Genomic DNA, 19,625 nt, shown 5'->3' with positions numbered 1-19,625 from the left:
AGAGGCTCCCGCCAAGCGCAAGCGCGCACCGCGGAAGAAGTCCTGAACCACCCCCGATCGCGCCCTTGACGTCCCTTTCCCTGGACGTCAAGGGCGCATCACCCTAAGCGGCCCTTATCTCCACACCGCGTTCTTGGGACCCTTGGACTATGACGGAGGGGCGGGGTTCGCGGCATCACTTGATCGTGGTGGCGGATGTGGAGGGGTTCGGGGATCGGCGGCGGACAGGGCCGCATCAGCGGGCGGTGCGCGACGGTCTCTACGAAGTCATGGAGGCGGCGTTCGCCGCGGCCGGGACCGTCTGGACCGAGTGCTATCGAGAGGATCGCGGAGACGCGGTGTTCGCGCTGGTGCCGGGTGAGGCGGACAAGGCGAGGTTCGTGGAAGCGGCGCTGCCTGCGCTCGTGACACGCCTTCGGGTGCACAACGACACCCATCCCGAAGCACAGCGGATCCGGTTACGGGTCGCCCTGCATGCCGGGGAGGTCGGCTACGACGAACACGGTGTCACGTCGTCGTCGCTCACACTGGCATTCCGGCTGTGTGACGCGGCCCCGTTGAAGACCGCGCTCGCCTCCTCGCCAGGGATGCTGGCGGTGATCGCGTCGGACTGGCTGTTCGACGACGTCATCCGCCACACACCCGGCGCAGCGCCCGCGACCTGGCGACCGGTTCGAGTCGAGGTCAAAGAAGTCGCCACGACCGGATGGGTCACCCTGCCCGACCATCCCTATCCGCCCGGCCCGGCGCCGGGCCCGAACCGGATGGTGCCCCGGCAGCTTCCGGGTTCGGTACGGGACTTCACCGGCCGCGCCGAGCACCTGGCCGCGCTCGACGCACTGATTCCGCCCGACCCCGACCGGTACGACGAGCGACCGCGGTCGGTGGTGATCACCGCCGTCGACGGCGCGGGCGGCATGGGCAAGACCACCCTCGCGCTGCACTGGGCCCACCGGATCCAGCACCGCTTCCCCGACGGCACCCTGCACGTCAACCTGCGCGGCTACGGACCCGGAACCCCCGTCGCCCCCAGCGAAGCCCTCAGCGGATTCCTGCGGGCCCTGGGACTCGCGGCCCGCGCGATCCCCACCGACACCGACGCCCAAGCGGCGCTGCTGCGCTCGATGCTCGCGGGCAAACGCACGCTCCTCGTGCTGGACAACGCCCACAGCGCCGAACAGATCCGGCCACTCCTGCCCGGCACCGCCGGGTGCATGGTGGTGGTCACCAGCCGCGACAGCCTCACCGGCCTCGTCGTCACCGACGCCGCCCACCGCCTCACCCTCGACCTGCTCACCCAGCCCGAAGCACTCGACCTCGTCACCGGCATCCTCGGCGCCGACCGCGCCGCCGCCGAACCCGAGGCGGTCGCCGAACTGGTCCAGCTGTGCGCAAGGTTGCCACTGGCACTGCGAGTCGCGGCCAGCCGCGCCGCCGCCCACCCCCACCTCACCGTCACCGACGTCGTCACAGAACTGGCCGACGACCACACCCGCCTCGACGTCCTCAGCGAGTTCGGCGACGAACGAGCCGCCGTCCGCGCGGTATTCGACTGGTCGTACCGACGACTCCCACCCGAGCAGGCACAGCTGTTCCGGCGCCTCGGTTTACATCCCGGGCCTGATCTGTCGCTGCCAGCCGCCGCCGCACTCGCCGAACTGTCACCCGCCGACACCCGCCCACTGCTCGCCGCACTGACTGACGCGCATCTGATCGAGCCCGCCGCCGGTGGCCGGTACCGATTCCACGACCTGTTGCGGGCCTATGCCGCAGACCTAGCCCGTCGCACCGATACCGACAACGACCGGGATCGTGCGTTGGAAGCGATGCTGACCTGGTACACCCACACCGCCAACACCGCCGACCACCACCTCTACCACTTGTTGCCAAAGTTACCGGCGGTCGTGGCCGAACCCGACCACCCGCACCCCATCACCGACCTCTACGAGGCATGGGCCTGGCTCAATACCGAACGCGCCAACATTCTGGCCGCGCTCCACCACGCCGCCGACCACCGGCTCGACCACCACACCATCCCCCTCGCCCACGCCTGCCGCTTCCTCTGCTCCATAGGCAGCCCGCACGAAAGGATCGACACCCACGACATCGGGATCACCGCCGCGAACCGAATCGGCAACCGCACCCAGGAGGCAACCCTCCTGCTCTACCGCGGGGAAACGGCTAGTGAACTGGGCTGGTGGGACCAAGCCCACGCCGACCTCGACCGCGCGGCAACGCTGGCCCGGCAACTCGACGACACCCAACTCCAGGTGTTCGGACTCAACGGTCGTGGCTTGCTATTGCTTCGACAGGGCCAGTTCGATAAGGCGGTGCGCTTGCTCGAACTGGCGTTGCCGTTGGGCAGGAGCATCGACACCGGGCACGTGGAGGCGATGACGGAAGGCAATCTCAGCACCGCCCATCTCGGCCTCGGCCACGGGCAACTCGCGCTCGAACACGGCGAACGCGGCCTGCGCCTGCGCCGCAAGGCCGGAGATCTCACCGGCGAAGCGTTGGCGTTGACGCACGTGGCGCGAGCCTGGCACCAACTGGGCGACCCCGAGACAGCGATCGCGCTGTGCCGGGACGCGATCGTCCTCGGTCGCAGCACGCCCCTCAACCGATACCAAACCATCGCCGATCCGCTGGACGTCCTGGCGACCTGCCTCCACCAACTCGGCCGCACCAGCGAAGCCACCACCTGCTGGCAGGAAGCCGCCGCCGTCTACGACGACACCGGCTACCCCCACAAGGCTGCCCAAGTCCGCCAACGCCTCCACGACGCACAAACCCCCGCCCTGATATCCCTGCGCGCATCTACTGAGAGGAAGGCAACGGGCATGGGTTTCATGACGAGCCCGCGACCGGCCGAGACCTCGTGAGTGTGGAGGATTCGGGACGTTGAGCGATGATGTTGGCGAATTCGTGGCCATGCGAAAGGGTCCCCGCGTGTTCTTAGGGAGATCACGCGTGACTGGAGGGAGAACTCGCGTGACTGGACGGAGATCTCGCGGCCCAGTCCGACCGCGGCCGAGTTCTCCATCCAGTCACACGTGACCTCCGTCCAGTCACGCGTGATCGCCGTCCAGTCACGCGTGTGGCCCCCAGCAACACGCCAGGAGAGCTTCGCGTGGCCACGAATTCGCCAACAGTATCGTTGAGCGTACCCAATCCTCCACGCTCGGATACGCGGGAGCGGACGCGTCTGATTCCGGGCGGAATGACCTTGATCAAAGGAAGATCCGCGGTTTCCTCGGGCGAGTGCTGGGTCAAGCAGCTGTCGCGTGACTCCTCACAGCTCTTCGAGTTGATCGTCCTTTGTGGACTCGTAGAACGAGCGCACCGCGGACAGCTCGGCCGGGGTCAGCTCGACGTCCAGCGCGCGCAGGGTGTCGGCGAGCCGGTCGGCGGTGATCTCGGTGGTCTCGAGACGACCATCGACGTACTCGGTGACGAGCCGTCGTCCAACGAACTTCCGCCCCACCCCCTCGGCCAGCCGCATCACCACGAGCTGGCCGGTGAACGGCGAGCGAGGGTGGGTGGAGGTGTAGTGGTGGAACACCTCGTAGTCGACCTGCCTGGCGGGTAGGCCGAGGGTGGCGTGCAGCGTGTCCCAGCCGTCGGCGGCGCGTTTCTCGAACAGCCATTGACCGTTTTCCCGCCGGATCCGATGCCGCCAGCCCGCCTGGTCCACCTCGGCGCCGTCGATCAATGGGGTCGGGTGCAGCACCCAGGCACCGAAGCCGACGTCCGCCAGGTACTCGACGCCGTCGACGGGCACCACCATCAGCATGTGGGTGTACGAACCACTCGCCCGGTCCGGCCGCACCCTGGCGAAGCTGCGCCGCACGGTGAACCCGAGCGCTTCCAGCGCGGCGGCGAACAGCAGGCCGTGCTCGTAGCAGTAGCCGCCGCGGTTCCGGCGGACCAGCTTGTCCATGATGGCCGTCAGCTCGAGGCCGCGGTGCCGTCGCAGCACCACGTCGACGTTCTCGAACGGGATGGCCCGCACATGCGCGGCGTGCAGCGAGCGCAGCGTCTCCGCGGACGGCTCGACGCGCGGGTGGCCGATCCGCCCCAGGTAGGCGTCCAGGTCGAAGGCGGTCGTGTCGAATCGGGCCACCGGGTCGGTGACCGGAAACCGCGCGTCACGTGCACTCATGAAGACACAGGGAGGGTCAGGTGTGAGGCGCGAACGCTGTCATGGAAGACGGTTTGGGCCGCCGGACGGCCTTCGAACGCGCTCGCGTCGGACGGCCTGGTGCCGGTGTTGGGGTTGACGTCGTAGAGGGGGAAGCTGCTGCCGGCGATTTCGAGGCGGAGCCGGTGACCGGGCGCCACCAGTGCGGCGGTCGAACCCACCTTGATCCGGTAGGTGTGCACCTCGTCCGCCTTGACCGGCCCGTCCGGGCTGAACCGGGCGCGCAGGGCGCCGTCGCACAGGTTCACGGCCGTGCCGTCGGGGAAGACGTCCACCAGTTTGACCATCCAGTCCGCGTCCGGGGTGTCGATGGCCGCGTACAACGTCAACCAGACGGTGCCGATCACCTCGAGGGGCTCGGTCACCGGAGCCGTGGTGTACACCAGAACGTCGTTGCGGGCCTCGACCGGCCGCTGATCGACGGGTCCCACCGGGACGATCGACGCGTCGGCCGACGCCCGCCCGCCGAGGCTGGGCACCGGGATGGCCGGAATCGACACGAACACGTCCGGCTGTTCGTCGCCAGGGTTGTGCCGGTCGAGCACACCGTCCCCGGACACCGAATTCGCGCCGTGCCCGCGGTTCGCGCCGGAGTGCAGGAACCATCGCTGCTCGCTGGTACCCGGCGGTGGCCACGCGGTCGCTTCCCGCCACCTGTTGGCCCCCATCACGAACAGCTTGACCGGCGGGCTGTCCGGTTCGTCGTCCCGGCCGGAGAGCCAGTGCTCGAACCACTCCAGCTGGGCGAGGTCCATGGTGTTGTGCGCTTCTTCACCGAAGTCGCTCTGGCCGATCGTCGCGGACCACGGCACGTGCGCCCACGGCCCGATGACCAGCCGTTGTACCGCGCCCTGCCCAGCCAGTCGCGCGTAGTTCTCCAGCGTGCCTTCGACGAAAGTGTCGTACCAGCCACCGAAGTGCAGTTGCGGCACGGCCATCCGGTCGTAGCGCGTACGCACCGAGACCGCTTGCCAGTACTCGTCCCAGGTGTCGTGCTCCAGCCAGTCGAAGAAGTAGCCGATACCTGCCTTGCGCAACTCCTCGAACTCCGCGAGCGGCCGCCGTCCGAACGCACCCGGCAGTTCGCCCGCGGCCTTGGCCACGGCCAGTGCGTCCGCGTGCCTGCCGTCGCGCACCGCGTCCTGCGCACCGAGCATCTGCAAGGTCCACGACAACACGAAGGCGAGGTTCAGCGCACCTCCGGTGTAAGTCCAGCCCTCGTAGAAGTCACTGGAGGTGAACCCCGGTGCCGTGCACACCAGCCCGTCCGGCTGTTCGGCCGCGGCAAGGAGTTGCGCCGCACCGGCATACGAGAAACCGTAAGTCGCGACCTGTCCGGTACCGCCGGCGAGCCGGGCCGCCCAGCGAACCGTGTCCGCGCCGTCCGCCGCCTCATGCCGGAACGGATCGAACACGCCCGCCGAGCCGAACCGGCCTCTGGTGTCCTGGACGACGACGATGTACCCGCGCCTGGCATACCAGGACGGATGCCGGTACACGACCGTCTGCGCGACCTCCTTGCCGTACGGCGTCCGCTGCACCAGCACGGGATACGGACCACCGTGCCGCGGGCGGTGGACATCCGCCCGCAGCACGGTGCCGTCCCGCATGGGAACGGCGACGTCACGCTCCACCACGACGTCCGCGGTGGCTTTCACGGCAGCCGGACCGACTGGCTGTGCCGAAACACGTTACGAGGGTCGTATGCCGCCTTCGCGGCCTGCAACCGGCGGTAGTTGTCCGTGTAGTACAACGTGTGCCATGGGACGCCGGACCGGTTGTACGCCGGGTCGTTCAGATCGATGTCGGGGTAGTTGAGGTAACAGCCGTCGGTGATCGCGTCGGGAACCGGGACGCCACCGGTCGCGCCATAGGACTCGTAGTAGAAGTCCCTCAACCAGCGGATGTTCGCGGCGTCGTCCGCCTTGTCGTTCCAGTAGGCCAGGTACAGGACCTTGAACGCCGAGTCGCGGTGCGCGAACGCGGTGTCGCTCCGCCCGACCGAGTTGATCTTGCCGCCGTAGCTGCTGACCATAAGCTGCGCCCGGGGGTTGTGGAAGTCCGTCCGAGTCAGGTGCTTGTACCATCCGGCGATCTGCTGATCGGTGTACCGAGCACGGTTGAAGGCCGACTTGAAGTCACCGCGTAAAGTCGGGTCGGCGAGGATCGGGTTGGCCGCACCGAGGTACTTGGTCGCCTGCAGCCACGGCAAGCGTTGCGGCACCTCGAATTCCGGTGCGGGAGCGAACTCACCCATCGCATTGGTCAACGGGCCGTGCCGCAGGGTCACCCCGCGGGTCACGTCGGCGAGGAAGTCCGCGTACAGCTTCTCGGGATTCTTCGCGTTACCGGACACCTGCGTCAGCAGCCCGATCTGCCCGTTGGACCGGTGATTGAGGTTGAGGTAGCTGAACAAGGCGCTTTCCGGTTTTCCCGGCGCCGCATGCCGCACGTGCCAGTCGCCGAAGTTGGCGGCGATGGTGGTGAAGTCCTTCTCCGTCAACGTTTCCCATGGCCACGAGATCGCCGCGAGCAGCACTTCGGCAGGCGGGCGGGGCAGCAGCCCGGCCGGGTCGGTACCGGTCGCGTCCTTGGTCCGGAACCAATACCGGGTGACCACACCGAAGTTTCCGCCGCCACCACCGGTATTCGCCCACCACAGCTCCCGGTTCACATCCCCGGCGTCCGAGGTCGCGATCACCGCACGCGCCTTGCCGTTGGCGTCGACCCGGACGACCTCGACGGCGTACAGGTGGTCGACGCTCAGGCCGAGTTCCCGGCACAGGACGCCCCATCCGCCGCCACTGATGTGCCCGCCGACGCCGACCGTGGCGCACTGGCCCGCCGGGATGGTCACGCCCCAGATCCGGTACAGCTTCTCGTAGACGTCCAGCAGGGTCGCGCCTCCGCCGACCGAGAACGCGCGCATCGCGGGGTCGAACGCGACCTGGTCGAGTTCGGACAGGTTGATCACCACCTGGACGTCCGAGTTGAACACGAAGTCCTCGTAGCAATGTCCGCCGCCCTGCACGGTCAGCCGCTTCCCCTGGTCGACCGCGAGCTGCACGGCGGCGACCACGTCCGCGGTCGACCGGGCCACGTGCACTCTCTCCGGGTTGCCGACCCACCGCTGGTTCGTACCCCGGACCAAGTCCTGATATCTCGGATCGGCTGGCCGGACCACCACGGAGCCGGTCTGCCGGTCGGCCGGGGCATCGGTGGCCGCGGCCGCGACCTGTGGCAACCCGACGGCCACCGCTGCCGCGCCGGTACCGACCAGGAAACTGCGCCGGTTGTGTCCGATGTGCTTGTCGGTCATCGCACTGACTTCCTTTGCTCGCTGGAAAGAGGATCGTGAGGCTGCTCCTATTTGGTCTTCGGTCCCTCCCACCCGAAACGCGGGGCGATCGCCACCGCCCGTTCGAACTCCTCGGGACCCCACTGCGGAATCGGCTGGTTCGGCACGGCTGGTTCACCCGACTCCAGGAAGAACTTCTCGAACCCGGAAGGGGTGTAAGCGAAGATCGTATGAGCGACGTGCACGCCGACGTTCTTGAAGCAGTGCGGAGTGCCGTGGGGGACGAAGACGTAATCCCCCGCCCTGCCGATGAACTTCTCGTCGTCGACCTGGAATTCCAGCTGGCCGGACAGAACGTAGAACGCCTCGTCCGACTCGGTGTGCACGTGCAGTGGCGGGCCGTTTCCCGGCGGGATCGAGGATTCCAGAACCGACAGCCTGCCGTTGGTCGCTTCGCCGCTGATCTTGACGGTGTAGACGTTGCCGTCGAACCAGATCGTCTCCCCCTCCCCCGCCGGGACAAGCGTCTGCTGCACGGGGGAATCGTTCACTCGCTCGCTCATGACACTCCTCGGTGAGAGGACCAGGGCAATTCCGGCTGATACAGCCGCACATCCGTCTGCTGCTCGTACGGCGTCCCAGCGGGAAGGTTGATCAATTCCATCTGCATTCCCCACGGCGTCACGAAGTACACCCAGCGGTCACCGGCGATGGGGCCGTCGGTGATGGTCTCCGGGTCACCGAGGACCCGGACGCCCGGCTGGGCGCGCAAATACGCCGCGGCGGCGTCGACGTCCGTGACGTGGATGGCCAGATGGTGACCGCCCCAGTCACTGTTGCGGGGAATCCGCTGTCGCTGGTCCGGTGCGGTGTACTCGAAAAGCTCCAGGTTGCTCACGGGGCCCAGCCGCAACATCGCGACCCGTGCGGTGGCTCCGGCGTCCACGGCGAGCTTGCGGGTCATCCAGTCACCCTCGCTGTCCTTCACCGGCCCCTGGATATAGGCCAGCTCCGCGCCGATGACCTCGGTGAAGAACTCGACCGCCTGGTCCAGGTCGGGCACCGTGTAGGCGACGTGGTGCACCCCGGTCGCCCCGGGGATGCCGCGCCGCGGGGTCACGCGACACCTCCCCTCGCCGGTGTGCCGGACACCTCGATCACCAGCCAGCTCAGGTCTTCCGTGCCCGGATTCACGAACCGGTGCACAGCTCCGGCCCGGGTGGCGACCAGGTAGCCGGGACACATCTCGTGCGAGACGCCGTCGACGTGCAGTTCGCCCGCGCCGGCGAGCACGAAGCAGAACCTGTCCGTATCGGTCTGCGCGTCCTCTTCCCGGCTGGCGCCGGGCGCCAGCGACGACCAGGTGATGACCTCCCAGGTGCGGCTCATCCCGTCCTGGCGGATCACCCGGTTCCCCTCGGCCTCGGACCCGTCGTTGACATCGGTGATGACCAGGTCCTCGTCCAGTTCGCGCAGCAGCTCGGCCGCGCGGCCGAGTTCGGCGACGGTGAGGTCATGGAGGAAGCAGGCACCGCCGATGCCCACCGGGATCGGCATCCGTTGCAACCCGTCGCGATGCCGCGTGGTTTCGCGCAACGCGGGTTCCAGCAGCCCGGGTTCCAGCAGCGGGTGCCAGACGGGCAAGCGGAGCCTGCGCATCAGGCCGATGATTCGTTCACGGTCCGATGTGGACACCAGGCCGCGTTCCTCGGCCAGCACCGTGGTGAGGGCCATGTCGACGGTGACGGCCTCACCGTGCAGAAGGGCGGGAAGGGCCCGCATCTCCAGGGTGGGGCTGAACGAGTGGCCGTAGTCCACCAGCCGCTCCAGCTGCTTTTCCCACAGGTTCGGTTCCAGTTCCTCCAGCATGCCGCCCACCGCGCGGCTGAAGACCTCCCGCGCCACGACGTCGCCGGTCGGTGTCTGGCCGGTGAGCCGTTCGGCGAGCAGCAGCTCGGCGTGTTCCTCCAGCAGCCGGAACAACGTCGCGTCCTTGATCAGCGCGATCTTGAGGATCTCCGCGAGGCCGTTGCTGATGTGCCGGTCTTCCAGTGTGGAGAGGAAACCCCGGTCCAGCAACGCGACGGTCGGCGCGAAGTAGCTGCCGACCCGGTTCTTGTGGTCGCCGAAGTTCACCCCGGTCTTGATGCCGACTCCGGCGTCGACCAGTCCGATGAGGGAGGTGGGGACCCGGACGTAGGGCGTACTGCGCCGGTACATGCTGGCGGCCAGGCCCACGATGTCCAGCAGGACTCCGCCGCCGATGGCGATGATCGGTTCGTGCCTGCGGGAAATGCCGAACGAGTCGAGCCCCTTCACCACGGTGAACACCGACTCCATCGTCTTGGCCTCCTCCGAGGCCGACAGGACGCACAGGCGGTACTGACAGTTGTGGTGCTCCAAGTACTTGCGGAGGGCGTCGCCGTAGAGTTCGTGCACGGTCGCGTCGATCACGATGAACCGGCGGATCTGGTCGGTGCGGAGGGTGGTTCCCGCCTCCACCAACGCCGGGTTGGCCGGGTCGAGCACGCCGTCCGTCATCAGGACCTCGTAGTCGACGGACTGCTCGGCCTGGACTCTCCACCGGTGGGCGGGTGTTTCCGTCAGCGGGGCTTCGACCGCGGGTCCGTTCATTTCCTCGCTGCCACTTCGTTGACGGCCGAGCGCACGGCGCCGGCCACGGTCGCGATCTCATCCGCCGGTGAGAACGGCTTGATGCCGAATCCGGAACCGATGTAGGCGTCGTCGACCCCGACCGACACCGCGACCGACCGGCCGAGGATGTCATCGGTCCGGGGAAGCATGTTCGGCTCGTACCGCCGCTCGGTGGGATGGGCGGAACACGCGAAGGGGTGGTCCGACGCGGTGGGCGTCCGGCGCCCGAGCAGCTGGGGCATGTTCCCGTAGTAGTGGCGGCCCGAGTCGATGAGCGTGGACGTGCCGAGCAGGCCAGCCACCGCACGTGCCGTCTCGACGGACTCGAACTGCAGGACCAGAAAGGAGAAGCATTCCCCGTCCGGGTCGTTGACGCGTCGGCGCGTCACGCCCGGCAGGTCGCCGATCGCCTCCACGAGCGCCGTCTTCTGCTTGCGCAGCGTCCCCAGGATGTCGTCGATCTTGCGGAGCTGGCCGAGTGCCACGGCACCGCTGAGTTCGTGCATCCGCAGGTTCATCCCGAACAGCGAGTCCGCGTCGGCGATACCTTGACGCAGCGGCTTGAACCCGTGGTCGTGGAACGCGAACGCGCGTTCGTACGCCTTGTCGTCCGCGATCGTGAGCAGGCCGCCGTCGCCGCTGGTGATGATCTTGAACAGGTTGAGCGAGAACGCGCCCGCGTCCCCGATGGTGCCCAGCGCGCGGTTCCGGTACTGGCCGCCGGTGGCCTGGGCGGCGTCCTCGATCAGGAACAGGCCGTGCTCGTCGGCGATCCGCCGCAGTTCGTCCATCGCGGCCGGAGCACCGAGCATGTGCACCGCGACAATGGCCTTCGTCGCCGGGGTGATCCGGCGCTTCACGTCCTCCGGGTCGAGAGTGAGGGACTCGTCGATCTCGGCCAGGACGGGGACGGCGCCCCGGTGGACGATCGCGGCGATCGAGGCGATGAAGGTGTAGCCGGGGACGATCACCTCGTCACCGGGACCGACGCCGAGTGCCACCAGCGCGGTGAGCAACGCGGACGTGCAACTGTTGACGGCGAGGCAGTGGGGGGTGCCCGTGCGCTGCTCGAACTCGCGCTCCAGGATGTAGACCATGGACGGTTCGGCCGATTCGTCGAATCGGTACCGGTTCAGCTGCCATGTGTCCAGCGCCCGGTTGACCAGCGCTTTCTCTTCGTCACCGAGGAACAAGTATCCCGGGCCGCTCATGCGCGCGCCTTTCTGCTGAAGGTTGGTTTCCGGAGCGGAGAATTCCGTGCGCTGCCCGCAGTGCCATCGCCACGCTGGTCAAGGTCGGGTTGCTCGCGGTGGCCGTCGGGATGAGGCCGTTCCCGCCGAGGTAGAGGTTCTCGACCCCCCAGAGCCTGGAATCGGGATCGACAACGCTGGTGTCCGGGTCGGATCCCATCCGGACGGTCCCCGCGATGTGCAACGGCAGGGTGGGAAGGATGAATCGAGGCTCGGATCCGGGCAGGTACGGCCCGAGCGCGGCGGCGGCCCGGCGCAGATCCGCCATCATCCGGTGCTGCCGCGCGCGGTCGTCCTCGCTGAGCGAGAACTCGAAACCCACCTCCGGCATACCCCAGGCGTCCTTGGCGGTGCCGGAGAACCGCATCCGGTTCTCCGGCCTCGGATCGGCGAGCCCGAACCAACGCAGGTCGACCACCAGCCTGCTGTCGACCTCCGGATCCGTGACCATGTCGTCGTAGGGCAGATCACGGTGGATCTGGCAGTGCCACGGGCGATCCCGCGATACCGGGATCCAGACGTTCGGGTCGAGGTCGTCCGGCGGGATCGGCCTCGCGGCGCGCTTCACCAGGTCGTCCCCGAGCAGGACCTGGCAGAAGGCGACCGGTTGCTCGGTGAGGTAGCGGCCGAGCGACGGCGGGCGGATGCCGGAGGCGTGGAGCAACTGCGGGGTGAGCACGGCCCCGCAGGCGACGACATACGTACTCGCCTCGACTTCGAGGGTCCGCCAGTTGGCGTGGTCGACGATCTCGGCGTACTCGATCCGCGAGCCGTCCGCCGCCGGGACGAGCCGGGTGCACTGATGCTGTTCGTGCAGGCGGAACCCGTCGGTTTCGCCGTCGGCGAGCGGGCCGAGGATGGTGTCCACCCCGGTCCAGCGCACCAGCCGGGGGTTGTCCGTGCGACGTTGCGCGGCCATCGGGAGAGGCTGGACGCCGTACGGGTCGGGCAGTTCCGCGTACTCGGTGGCGAGCGCGTCCAGCACGAGCCGGTGGGAGATCGCGTCCTCGGTGAGGTCGGTGCGCGTGTTGAGCAGCGCCTCGGCGTCGCTGTAGAGCGCGTCCCATTCGGCGGCCGGAATGACGTCCGACCGCTCGACGTCCGGGTGGTGCCGGGGCGTCACTCCCGTCCAGTGCGTGGCCATGCCACCCACCGCGTAGGTGGCGACGCCCGCGTCCAAACTGATCAGCTGGCCGGACAGGTCCGCGGTGGGGGCGGGACGCGACAACGGGTGCAGATGCCCGCGGATCAGCGCACCGAACCGCTCGTGGCTGTGCTGGTAGGCGAGATGGTTCTTCAGGTGCTCGCCAGGGCGGCTGGACAGCTGCGGCCCGGCGTCGACCATCATGACGTCGCGGCCGCCGTCGACGAGTGTGCGGGCGAACGTGGCACCCACCGGGCCGGAACCCACGACGAGGACGTCGACCTCGATGCGTTCGTGGTTCACCTGTTCCTCCTTTCTCGGGTCAGTCGGACGGCGTGCGGGGCGGGAGCCGCCTGCTCACGGAAGCGGGCATCAGTGCCAGAACCAGCAGTTCCAGTGGGGAGCCCTCGGGAGCGCGCCACCGGCCACCCGTCGCATGGGAGAGGAGAACCAGCTGGCCTTCGTGGACGGGCAGCGGATCTTTCCCGTCCTCGAGGAACTCGCCGGTGCCCCGCAGGACGAACCACGCTTCCTCGATGTCGCCCCGGCCGCGTTCGTCGAGGACGGATCCGGGTGCGAGCCGGACGAAGTCGAAGGATTCGCACTCGCTGAACAACATCCCCCGGCGTCCGAGACACCGCCACGAAGCGTTGCCGGAGCTTCCGTCGAAGGTCTGGGTGAGACCGTCACGCGTGCTGGAAACGATCATTTCGCACCGCCCGCGCTCGCTGGGACGGCAAGACTCACCACAAAGAACTCCAGTCCGTCCGGGCCGCCCTCGATCGTGACCGCACCGAGGAAAGGCACTCCCACCGACACTCCGTCACGCAGCGGAACGGTGGTGGACCTCGTCTTCGCGGTCCCGGTGCCGGCCAGCGTGTACAGCACGTGCTCCTGCTCATCGGCCACCAGTGACTCGGTCTCGGACGGTGCGAGGCGCACCAGCCGAGCCCTTCGCAACGGTCCGGCGAGGTAGTCCAGCGCGTCGACGTCGCGGGCCTCGCGGAGGTCGATCACCTCGGCGCGGACACCGTCGGCGTCCCGATGCGGTACCCCGTCGGCCATTCCCGGGCCGGACACCTCGATGACCAGCCAGACCAGGTCATCGGTGCCGGTGTTGCGGATACCGTGCCGGGTGCCGAGGCAGGTCGTGATCAGGTCACCGGCGGCGACCTCGTGGTCCGTGCCGTTGATCGTCATGACCCCGGAGCCGGCCACGACGTAATCGAACTGCTCGGTCCTGCTGTGCAGGTGCACGCCGCTGGCCGCGCCCGGCGGCAGAGTGGAGCGTTCCACCGCCTCCCACGGCCCGAACAGATTGTTCCGCCTGGCGAGGCACTTCCACCGGGCGACCCGTTCGCCGCCGTGCATCTCGTAGACCTCGGACGGTTCGTCGAGGGTGGTGACCACCAGCCGGTCAGACATGCCCGTCTCCGACCAGCAGCCACGGTGCCGTCGGGATCCGGGCAGGCAGCCTGTCGGTCACCGCGGCTGGCAGCAACGCGATCGAGAGCAGTTCGAGCTGACCGGTGGAATCGTTGCGCACCGACCCGCCGGTCCCGTCGGACGAGAACAGCAGATCCCCGGCGCGCAGGGGATGGGACCGGTCCGCACCATCGACGAACCGTCCCTGTCCACTGAGGACGAACCAGATCGCTTCGACGCCCGCGCGTCCCCGCCCGTCCCGCACTGCGCCCGGCGGCAGCCGGAGGTAGTCGATGGCCTCGCATTCGCTGTGCAACATGCCGCGACGTGCCAGACAGCGCCAGGCGCTGTCGTCCGTTGCCGAGCTCAGACTTTCGGCATGGGTGACGATCACTGGGCCGCCCCGGCGGCCTGCGGTGTGGCGAGACTGGCGATGAACAGCTCGAGCCCTTCGCCACCCGCTTCGACGGTGACCTTGCTGCCCAGCGGCAGGGTGAGTGCCACTCCGGAGCGCAGCGGGACGGTCGCCGATCCGGAGATCGCGTGCCCGTCACCCCGCACGGTGAACAAGGTGTGTTCCTGGTCCTCGGCGATCAGCGTCTCCTGCTGCCCTGGTTGGAGCTGCGGCAGGCGGATGCGCCCGAGCGGGCCGCTGAGAAAGTTCCCGGCGTCGATTTCCCGCACTTCACGAAGATTGATCACTACGGCGTTGCTCATTGTCGTCCCCCAATGTCGATCTGTTTCTGATGAGTGGAATAGACGGCCGCCATCGGCGGTCCCACCACTTCGATGACCAGCCATTCCAACCGGTCGTCGCCCGCGTTCCGCAGGCCGTGCCGGGTACCGAGGCCGTTCAGGATCAGGTCACCGCCCTTGACCGGGTGTTCGTGACCATCGAGGAGCATGACCCCGGTGCCGGAGATGATGAAGTACAGCTCCTCTGTGCGGGTATGGATGTGCGCGCCACTGATCCCGCTCGGCGGAAGTGCGGCCCATTCGATCGCCTCCCACGCCCCGAACAGGTTGTCGCGCCGGGCGAAGCATTTCCACTCGGACGCGCCGTCCGTGCCGTGAACGCCGTAGACGACCGAGGTGTCGTCGGTATTCGCGATCACCACGTGTTCGGCCATACCTCTCCTTCGAATCCGCGAGCTGTCGAAGTGCACGAGCCGGCCACCCAGTATTCGGAGCGGACACCGTCGCTCGACGAAACGATAATAAAAGCCAAGTTTGATCAGCAGGCAAGACACGATGGAATGCCAGCGCCTCCGAGACTAGGACAACAGTTAGCGAATGTCTATCAGGGGCGACCGGAAATCACTTTATGTCGCCAGTCGATGACAACTCAGGGCGACGACGCCGTGACGGTTCGGCGGTCGCGGGGTTGACAATGAAAGAACGGGAAACTCGGCGGCTATTGTTTTTCGGCTCGCCAGTGTCGCGCGATCTCGCGTGATCAGACGGCGATTACGCGTGATCAGACGGAGATCACGGAGATCTCCGTCTGATCACGCGAGATCTCCGTCCAGTCACGCGTGATCGCCGTCTGATCACGCGTGACTGGACCCCAAGCTCAAAGGTCACCGGATGATCCACTGTCGCGAACTCCCGCGCCGGATAATCGGCCGCGGAAATTTGCCATGACGGCAACCGCCCGATTCACTCAAGGTCGGCCCTGTCCCGCCGGCGGGACAGTCATGGTCGCGCGCGCCCCTGCCCGCGTTACTGCGATTCCGCGCTCAGTACGTCCTCGGCGGCGCGATCCAGGGCGAGTACCATCCAGTTCTCCAGATGGTTGTCCATCCGCTGCGCGGCCGCACGCCAGCGTTCGACGCGTTCCCGCGCCACGGAAACGCGCGGTATCAACAACATCGAGGCCGCGTCGGCCCGCTTGCCCTGCCGTTGGTCGCGTAACTGACGCCGCAGTTCGTTGCGTGACCATCGCCCCGCTTCGGCGAGATCCAGCCACTTGTCCTGGCTCGCGACGTCCAGGGCGGCGACCTCGGCGTGATGCTGGAAGCTCAGCGGTTCACGGCGCCGCTCCAACGGGAAGCGCCGGGCGACCCAGGCGTAGTTCCGCAGCGTCTGGTAGTCGAGACCGGCGGTCTCGAGAGCCAGGACGTACCGGTCCGGGTAGTTCTCCTGACCGCAGACCAACCAGTCGCCAAGGCACCAGGCCGATGAGCTGACGATGTCCGACAGTTGCGTCCCGGCGCGTTCCCAGCAGCCGTAAGTGAGGTTCGCCGGAAAATGCAGCCCGAGGCGGGAGATCAATATCCGGTCGTTGCGGACCTGCGAACTTTTCGGCGATGCTGCTGGCTGCAGGATGCTTTTTTCAGCTCGCGGCGGCACATTTCCCCCCGGAAGTGCTCAGAATTGGTCAGCCGGTGAACTTGTGGTGAAATCCCCAAAGCCTGGTGGCCGATCAAGCGGACTCTGCCCCAGGAAAACACTCATAATTGAAGTCGTCACACAACGAGGATACGTGCATTGGCTTGACGCACAGCAGATTACCTCCCCAGTACACGCATATTGCTGACTCTACCACAGGCGCCGAGGAGAATGGGCCAGACATCGCGACGGGGAAAGCTGGCGACGACTGAATCCTCGCTTCGACGACTGCTTGCCGACTTCTTCCGTCGACACCTCGGCGCCAGACCCCTGATTCGCCGTCGCGGGAACCGTTGACCACTTATCGGTCGAATGACCAAATTCTGAGACAGAGACGCGGCGGCACAAAAGGGCAGAACGGCTTTTCCGGGATTCGGCGTCGACAATTCCCGGCCCATCCAGCCCTGATGGAGGCATGGCGGTGGGAACACGGCCAGCCGTGTTCCCGCCGCCCTCGCCTGGTTCGGGTTCAGAGGGTCAGGTCAGAGTTGCTTCAGCATTCCGCCGTCGAGGATCAGGTCCGAGCCGTTCATATTGGGGACCCGGCCGGAAGCCAGCAGCGCCACCAGCACGGCCAACTCCGCCGGTTCGGTGAACTGCCCGGTGTTCATCCCGGTCATCGCGGGTACCTGCGTGACGAACTCCTCGTGGTCGATCCCCGCGCTCTTGGCCAGTCCGGCCGCCATCCCGTCGGCCGCCGTCCAGACCGCGGTCCGCGTCGGCCCAGGTGAGATCGTGTTCACCCGGACGCCTGCCTCGCCCACTTCGTCCGCGAGCGACTTGCCGAAGCTGGCCAGTGCGGCCTTGGCGGCGGAGTAGTCCATCAGCCGGGGCAGCGGCAGCCGGGAGTTGACCGAACCGATGTTGATGACGGTCCCCCGGCGTTCGAGCAGGCTCGGCAGGGCCGCGCGGGTGGTGCGCACCGCGCTGAAGAAGTTCAGTTCGAACGCGTGCTGCCAGTCGTCGTCACTGATCGCCTGAAATCCGTCGGTGCGAGCGGGCGAGGCGCCGACGTTGTTGACCAAGATGTCGATGCCGCCCAGTTCGGCGAGCGCCCAGTCCACCAGTTCCGTCGCCTGCGCCGGCACGGTCAGGTCCACCTGCCGGGTCAACGATGTCGCTTCGAGCAAGGGTTCACTGGCCGTACGAGCACAGGCGGCGACCTGCACTCCCTCCGCGGCCAGCGCCTGAACGATCGCGAGGCCGATGCCTCTGCTGGCGCCGGTGACCAGCGCCGTCTTGCCGTCCAGTTTGAGTTCCATCCTGCTCCATTCCCTCGGATACGCCTGTAATCGGACACGATATGGTTGAACCCTCGGTCGTGTCGACTCCTATTTCCTGTCAAGTGCACGAAAACAGGAGAACAGCAACACCCCTTCGGAACTTCCCGCCGCCTCTGATCTCCTGTTTTCCTGAAACTGTGACAGCAGAGGTTTTCGAACACCGAATCTTTGCGCCCGGATCCGGCGCCGCGGACACGACCCCCAGGCGAAAAATCGGCCCCGTGCAGCGGGTTGTCCGCGTCGATCGTGCCGACCGGCACGGGCCCACGCCGGGCAGACCGCCAGGCGGTGCGGAATTCACACTCAGGGGACGTAGATCCTACTGAATTCCCACTTTGACCGGATGTGACGGGCCCGATGGCAGGCGCACTCCAGAGCTGCTAATCTCGAAAAAGGGGCGGTGTCATCCACTGAATTTTCCGACTGTATGACTATTCAGGCAGTTTCGCGGCTGCCCACTATTCTTGCGCCAGGTACGAGGGGATCGCGCGCGCCGAAGCGGCGTCGACAGCGCGACAGTCATTGACCTGCGGGGCGGCGACGAATACCGCCGTTCGCAGCACTGGAGGGGTTACCAGGACATGAACCGTGTCGCAACGGTCGGCGTCTCGCTGACCGCGTTGTTCCTCATTCCCTTCACCTTCAGCGCGACTTCCGTGGCGCTCACCCGGATCACCGAGGATCTGCACACCACGTTCGCCGCCACGCAATGGGTCGTCAACGGGTACAGCGCGACCCTCGCCGGCTTCATGCTGGTGACCGGCTCGCTCTCGGACCGGTACGGCCGCCGCAGGTTGTTCCTCGCGGGCGTCGCCTTGTTCTCGGTATGCACGCTGGTGAGCGCGGTTGCCCCCAACATCGTGGTGCTCGACCTGGCCCGGGTCGTGACCGGGATCGGCGCGGCGGCCACGGTGACCGGCGCCAGCGCGGTACTCGGACAGGCGTTCACCGGCGCGGAGCGGACCAAGATCTTCGGCCTCTTCGGCGCGACCCTCGGACTGGGTCTCGCTTTCGGGCTCACGCTGTCCGGGCTGCTGATCGAGTCGTTCGGCTGGCGCAGCGCGTTCTGGCTTCCCGGCGTGATCGGCCTGATCACGTTGGCGTTCTTCAGGTTCATCCCCGAATCGCGCATAGCCGCGGCGGCTCGGATGGACTGGAAGGGCCCAGCGGCGTTCACCTTCGCGCTGATGTTGCTGATCCTGGTGCTCGTGGAGGGGCCGGAGCTGGGCTGGACGTCCCCGCTCGTGCTGGTCGCGCTGGTGGGTTCGGTGGCCTTGTTCCTGTTGTTCGCCGGAATCGAACGGCGAGCCGCCGATCCCATGCTGGATCTGCGGCTGCTGACCTCCCCCAGATTCCTCGGGCTGTGCGCCGCCATCGTCGCCATCGTCGCGGTGTTCGCCTCGATGGTGGTGTATCTGCCCTCGTATTTCATGGCGACGCAAGCCGTATCGGTGGCCGAGGCAGGTGCTCTCGTCGTCCTGCTGACCGGGCCGATACTGGTGGTGCCGATCCTGTGCGGGATGGCCACCCGCTGGGTGAACCCGTTGACCCAGGTGATCGTGTCCTTGGTGCTGATCAGCGCGGGCGCGGCCTGGTTCGCCGCCACCGACGAGTACGTGGGGCCGCTGCTCCTGATGGGCGTCGGGATCGCCATCGCGTTCGGCCTGCTGGACGGCCTGGCGGTCGGCAGTGTGCCTGCCGAACAGGCGGGGATGGCCGCGGGCCTGTTCAACACCACCAAGCTGACCGGGGAGACCGTCGCCGTCACCGTGGTCGGCTCGATGCTGGCCGCTCGGACCTCCGGCGCCCTTGCCGGTGCGGAGTACCCGGCGGCCATGGACCTCGCGCTGTGGGTGCTCGGCGCACTGTGCCTTGGCGTGGCACTGCTCGTCGCGATGCTGTTCCGGACTTCGGAACCGGAGCCGGAGCCGCGGCGGCGACGGGCGGCGATATCTTGACGGCGGGCCGGAGCCTCCTG

General features: G+C 67.4%; 17 protein-coding genes. 2 read left to right on the top strand and 15 right to left on the bottom strand.

Annotation, left to right across the window (positions count from 1 at the left end; genetic code table 11):
- Nucleotides 1-149: 149 nt before the first annotated feature.
- Entirely contained in the window at nucleotides 150-2,882 is a 2,733-nt protein-coding gene (locus tag ACLARN_RS36150; protein WP_409495973.1) for an ATP-binding protein, read from the top strand.
- Between the two features lie 410 nt (nucleotides 2,883-3,292).
- Here the strand turns inward: ACLARN_RS36150 and ACLARN_RS36145 are convergent, their stop codons facing one another.
- From ACLARN_RS36145 to ACLARN_RS36075, 15 genes are all read right to left on the bottom strand, one after another.
- Nucleotides 3,293-4,162 (bottom strand): arylamine N-acetyltransferase family protein, encoded by an 870-nt coding sequence (locus ACLARN_RS36145; RefSeq protein ID WP_409495972.1) that lies wholly within the window; start codon nucleotides 4,160-4,162, stop codon nucleotides 3,293-3,295.
- Nucleotides 4,159-5,859 carry a CocE/NonD family hydrolase gene (locus tag ACLARN_RS36140; RefSeq protein ID WP_409495971.1) on the bottom strand — a complete coding sequence of 567 codons (1,701 nt, stop codon included), beginning with the start codon at nucleotides 5,857-5,859 and terminating at the stop codon, nucleotides 4,159-4,161. Before ACLARN_RS36140 ends, ACLARN_RS36145 begins: the two co-directional genes overlap by 4 nt.
- Entirely contained in the window at nucleotides 5,856-7,520 is a 1,665-nt protein-coding gene (locus ACLARN_RS36135) for an FAD-binding oxidoreductase (protein WP_409495970.1), read from the bottom strand. Before ACLARN_RS36135 ends, ACLARN_RS36140 begins: the two co-directional genes overlap by 4 nt.
- Before the next feature lie 47 nt (nucleotides 7,521-7,567).
- A complete protein-coding gene (locus ACLARN_RS36130; protein WP_409495969.1) occupies nucleotides 7,568-8,062 on the bottom strand; it encodes a quercetin 2,3-dioxygenase in 495 nt (164 codons plus the stop codon).
- Nucleotides 8,059-8,619 carry a VOC family protein gene (locus ACLARN_RS36125; RefSeq protein ID WP_409495968.1) on the bottom strand — a complete coding sequence of 187 codons (561 nt, stop codon included), beginning with the start codon at nucleotides 8,617-8,619 and terminating at the stop codon, nucleotides 8,059-8,061. Before ACLARN_RS36125 ends, ACLARN_RS36130 begins: the two co-directional genes overlap by 4 nt.
- Nucleotides 8,616-10,133, bottom strand: coding sequence for an iron-containing alcohol dehydrogenase (locus ACLARN_RS36120; RefSeq protein WP_409495967.1), 1,518 nt, complete (start codon nucleotides 10,131-10,133; stop codon nucleotides 8,616-8,618). Before ACLARN_RS36120 ends, ACLARN_RS36125 begins: the two co-directional genes overlap by 4 nt.
- Nucleotides 10,130-11,365 (bottom strand): DegT/DnrJ/EryC1/StrS family aminotransferase, encoded by a 1,236-nt coding sequence (locus ACLARN_RS36115; RefSeq protein ID WP_409495966.1) that lies wholly within the window; start codon nucleotides 11,363-11,365, stop codon nucleotides 10,130-10,132. The genes ACLARN_RS36120 and ACLARN_RS36115 overlap by 4 nt, the downstream gene beginning before the upstream one ends.
- Nucleotides 11,334-12,851 (bottom strand): GMC oxidoreductase, encoded by a 1,518-nt coding sequence (locus tag ACLARN_RS36110; protein WP_409495965.1) that lies wholly within the window; start codon nucleotides 12,849-12,851, stop codon nucleotides 11,334-11,336. Before ACLARN_RS36110 ends, ACLARN_RS36115 begins: the two co-directional genes overlap by 32 nt.
- A 19-nt stretch (nucleotides 12,852-12,870) precedes the next feature.
- Nucleotides 12,871-13,257 carry a cupin domain-containing protein gene (locus tag ACLARN_RS36105; protein ID WP_409495964.1) on the bottom strand — a complete coding sequence of 129 codons (387 nt, stop codon included), beginning with the start codon at nucleotides 13,255-13,257 and terminating at the stop codon, nucleotides 12,871-12,873.
- Entirely contained in the window at nucleotides 13,254-13,973 is a 720-nt protein-coding gene (locus tag ACLARN_RS36100) for a cupin domain-containing protein (RefSeq protein ID WP_409495963.1), read from the bottom strand. Before ACLARN_RS36100 ends, ACLARN_RS36105 begins: the two co-directional genes overlap by 4 nt.
- Nucleotides 13,966-14,292 carry a cupin domain-containing protein gene (locus tag ACLARN_RS36095; protein ID WP_409495962.1) on the bottom strand — a complete coding sequence of 109 codons (327 nt, stop codon included), beginning with the start codon at nucleotides 14,290-14,292 and terminating at the stop codon, nucleotides 13,966-13,968. The genes ACLARN_RS36100 and ACLARN_RS36095 overlap by 8 nt, the downstream gene beginning before the upstream one ends.
- A gap of 71 nt (nucleotides 14,293-14,363) precedes the next feature.
- On the bottom strand, nucleotides 14,364-14,690 hold the full coding sequence (locus ACLARN_RS36090; RefSeq protein ID WP_409495961.1) for a hypothetical protein: 327 nt from the start codon (nucleotides 14,688-14,690) through the stop codon (nucleotides 14,364-14,366).
- A complete protein-coding gene (locus ACLARN_RS36085) occupies nucleotides 14,687-15,103 on the bottom strand; it encodes a cupin domain-containing protein (protein WP_409495960.1) in 417 nt (138 codons plus the stop codon). Before ACLARN_RS36085 ends, ACLARN_RS36090 begins: the two co-directional genes overlap by 4 nt.
- Before the next feature lie 592 nt (nucleotides 15,104-15,695).
- Nucleotides 15,696-16,247, bottom strand: a complete 552-nt coding sequence (locus ACLARN_RS36080; RefSeq protein WP_409495959.1) for an LmbU family transcriptional regulator — start codon at nucleotides 16,245-16,247, stop codon at nucleotides 15,696-15,698.
- A 599-nt stretch (nucleotides 16,248-16,846) separates the two neighbouring features.
- Nucleotides 16,847-17,626 carry an oxidoreductase gene (locus ACLARN_RS36075; RefSeq protein WP_409495958.1) on the bottom strand — a complete coding sequence of 260 codons (780 nt, stop codon included), beginning with the start codon at nucleotides 17,624-17,626 and terminating at the stop codon, nucleotides 16,847-16,849.
- Nucleotides 17,627-18,228: 602 nt separating this feature from the next.
- On the opposite strand from ACLARN_RS36075, the gene ACLARN_RS36070 reads away from it, so the two are divergent.
- Complete coding sequence (locus tag ACLARN_RS36070; protein ID WP_409495957.1) at nucleotides 18,229-19,605, top strand: MFS transporter; 1,377 nt, start codon at nucleotides 18,229-18,231, stop codon at nucleotides 19,603-19,605.
- Nucleotides 19,606-19,625: the final 20 nt, after the last annotated feature.

Source organism: Amycolatopsis sp. cmx-11-12 (assembly GCF_046269425.1).
Classification (GTDB): Bacteria; Actinomycetota; Actinomycetes; order Mycobacteriales; family Pseudonocardiaceae; genus Amycolatopsis.
The sequence above is the reverse complement of the archived record's forward strand: the minus strand, read 5'-3'. Positions and strand labels throughout refer to the sequence as shown.

What these genes read in the sequence shown, in the direction of transcription:
- ACLARN_RS36130 (WP_409495969.1), bottom strand. Translation starts at nt 8,062, where the DNA reads ATGAGCGAGCGAGTGAACGATTCCCCCGTGCAGCAGACGCTTGTCCCG.
- ACLARN_RS36105 (WP_409495964.1), bottom strand. Translation starts at nt 13,257, where the DNA reads ATGATCGTTTCCAGCACGCGTGACGGTCTCACCCAGACCTTCGACGGA.
- ACLARN_RS36115 (WP_409495966.1), bottom strand. Translation starts at nt 11,365, where the DNA reads ATGAGCGGCCCGGGATACTTGTTCCTCGGTGACGAAGAGAAAGCGCTG.
- ACLARN_RS36100 (WP_409495963.1), bottom strand. Translation starts at nt 13,973, where the DNA reads ATGTCTGACCGGCTGGTGGTCACCACCCTCGACGAACCGTCCGAGGTC.
- ACLARN_RS36085 (WP_409495960.1), bottom strand. Translation starts at nt 15,103, where the DNA reads ATGGCCGAACACGTGGTGATCGCGAATACCGACGACACCTCGGTCGTC.
- ACLARN_RS36090 (WP_409495961.1), bottom strand. Translation starts at nt 14,690, where the DNA reads ATGAGCAACGCCGTAGTGATCAATCTTCGTGAAGTGCGGGAAATCGAC.
- ACLARN_RS36095 (WP_409495962.1), bottom strand. Translation starts at nt 14,292, where the DNA reads ATGTTGCACAGCGAATGCGAGGCCATCGACTACCTCCGGCTGCCGCCG.
- ACLARN_RS36135 (WP_409495970.1), bottom strand. Translation starts at nt 7,520, where the DNA reads ATGACCGACAAGCACATCGGACACAACCGGCGCAGTTTCCTGGTCGGT.
- ACLARN_RS36150 (WP_409495973.1), top strand. Translation starts at nt 150, where the DNA reads ATGACGGAGGGGCGGGGTTCGCGGCATCACTTGATCGTGGTGGCGGAT.
- ACLARN_RS36075 (WP_409495958.1), bottom strand. Translation starts at nt 17,626, where the DNA reads ATGGAACTCAAACTGGACGGCAAGACGGCGCTGGTCACCGGCGCCAGC.
- ACLARN_RS36120 (WP_409495967.1), bottom strand. Translation starts at nt 10,133, where the DNA reads ATGAACGGACCCGCGGTCGAAGCCCCGCTGACGGAAACACCCGCCCAC.
- ACLARN_RS36145 (WP_409495972.1), bottom strand. Translation starts at nt 4,162, where the DNA reads ATGAGTGCACGTGACGCGCGGTTTCCGGTCACCGACCCGGTGGCCCGA.
- ACLARN_RS36070 (WP_409495957.1), top strand. Translation starts at nt 18,229, where the DNA reads ATGAACCGTGTCGCAACGGTCGGCGTCTCGCTGACCGCGTTGTTCCTC.